The organism is Geminisphaera colitermitum TAV2 (assembly GCF_000171235.2).
GTDB classification, from domain to species: domain Bacteria; phylum Verrucomicrobiota; class Verrucomicrobiia; order Opitutales; family Opitutaceae; genus Geminisphaera; species Geminisphaera colitermitum.
Window position 1 is genome coordinate 1 of sequence record NZ_ABEA03000056.1, and the last position, 2,271, is coordinate 2,271.

Consider the following 2,271-nt stretch of genomic DNA (forward strand, 5'->3'; position numbering starts at 1 on the left):
CCCCAACGCCCCTCCGGCCACAGTGGATTCCACCGCCACCTCTGCCGCCCTCTCCCAACTCGTCACCCGCCTCGCCGACCAACCCGCCCTCACCGCCCGCGACGCCGTCTCCCTTGCCGAAGCCACCCTCGCCTACGGTCAGCCCCTCCACGCCCAAGGCAAACCCATCCCCGGCGGTCCCATTGACGACGCCCTCCAAGCCATTGCCCAAGCCGAGAAAAAATCTCCGACTGCCGCCGACTGGCCCCGCCTCCGCACCGCCCTCGAACAACTCAAACAAAAGCAACAACCCCCGCCCCAGCAGCAGCAGCAACAACAAGACCAGCAGAACAACCAACAGCAACAGCAGCAGCAGAACCAGCAAGGCCAAGGCGGCCAAGGCGACAAATCCCAACAACAACAACAAAACGGCCAGTCCGGCCAACAATCCAACGAGCAACAACAATCCGACGCCCAACAACCCAAGGAATCTCAAAAGCCCGAACAGACCAATCCCGACGACCAGCAACCCTCCGGCCAGCAGCCACCCGATCAGCAGCAGCAGCAACAACAACCCGCGTCCGGCGACCAGCAACAACAAGCCCCCAAGCCTCCCCCCCAATCCGCCTTCGGCGACAAACCCGGCGAAGACCAGCAACCGGACCAACCCCAACCCAAGACTGCCGACGCCACCACCGACCCGCAGCCAAAACAACCGCAACCCCAACCCGCCACGCAGCGCGTCGGCGGCACCGCAACCGGCGCCTCTCCCATCGACAAAAACACCGATCCCAACCTCCTCGTCCCCCTCCAGCGCCTCGAACGCCTCAAAGACAACGACTCCCCCGCGCAACTTTTCCAACTCCTCAACGAAAACCAGCAACCACAGCCCGACAAAAACCGACGCAACTGGTAATGAACACGCCACTACGCAACCATCCAGTCATTCCTCCCCGCCGCCCTCGTCACATCCCGCGTTGGATGTTGGATGTTGGACGTTGGATGTTCGACGTTCGCGGCGGCGCGCTCCTCGCCACATTCGCATTTACCGCCACCCTTGCCGCCGCGCAGACCATCCGCTGGGAACCCTCCACCGGCTCCCTTGCCCGCGACCAGGAAACCCGCCTCGCCCTCGTCTTCGAGAACTGCAAACCCAAGGGAGAAATCACCCTCCCCACCGTTGACGGCCTCACCTTCGGCACTCCCGGCATCAGCAACCAATCCATCAACATCAACTTTAACAGCTACTCATCAGTCATTCTCAGCTACCCCGTACGTGCTGCGCAACGCCCCCAGATACGAATTCCCTCCTTCATCATTGAAACCGACCGCGGCAAAATCGCCGTTCCCCCCGCCGAATACACTGTCGTCGAAGCCACCGTTGACCAATCTGGCACTCCCCTTGACGACGTTGCCAATTCCCACTTCTCCCTCCCCAAGGAACCCGTGTGGGTCGGCCAAGTCTTTCCTCTCACCTACCGCCTCAACCTCGCCCTCCGCCACGGCCCCCGCCTCAACGGGCAACTCGAATGGAACCCATCTCCGCTTGTTGTCGAAGACTGGCCCGCCAAACCCACTGAAACCCAATACATGCGAGGCAGTCAGAAATACGCCACCCTCGCCTACACCACCCGCGCCCTCGCTACACAAACCGGTGCCATCCAACTCAACAACGCCGCCTACCCCATCGCCCTCGTCACCGGACGCAATATTTTGGACGCTGTCTATACCGCCTTCACAATTAGCACCCCGCCCGCCGCTCTGACGATAAAACCCCTCCCCCAACCCGCCCCCGCGACCTTCAACGGAGCCGTCGGCGACTTCACCCTCACCAGCAAAATCGTCCCCGAAAACTGCACTGTCGGCGACCCCATCACCTGGACCCTCGAACTCACCGGCACCGGCAACTGGCCTTCCATAACGGCACTGCCTCCGCGTGACGTCTCCCGCGATTTCCGCGTCGTGCAACCCCGCGCGCAAAAGACGCAAAAAGACAACACCCTCTTCGACGCCACCCTCTCCGAAGACGTCATACTCATCCCCACCAAACCCGGCTCCTACACCCTCGGCCCCGTTGAACTCACCGTCTTCGATCCCGTCGCCGGCCAATACAAAACCCTCACCGCCCCCGCCGTCACCATCCACGCCACTGCCGCGCAAAGCGCGAACATCCAACATCCAACATCCAACGCCCAACACCCAATGGACGGACAAGCTGCTTCCAACGCTACGCAGCCTTCTCCACTTGGACGTTCGACGTTGGATGTTGGACGTTCGACGTTCGGCGGCGAA

At 61.9% G+C, this 2,271-nt stretch carries 1 protein-coding gene and 1 pseudogene; both read left to right on the top strand.

Going from position 1 to position 2,271, the window contains the following annotated elements:
- A pseudogene (locus OBACDRAFT_RS27955) lies at positions 1 to 895 on the top strand (hypothetical protein); the annotation flags it as partial.
- A partial coding sequence (locus OBACDRAFT_RS06495) for a BatD family protein (RefSeq protein ID WP_198529853.1) occupies positions 895 to 2,271 on the top strand: 1,377 nt, incomplete at its 3' end. The pseudogene OBACDRAFT_RS27955 and the gene OBACDRAFT_RS06495, both read left to right, overlap by 1 nt.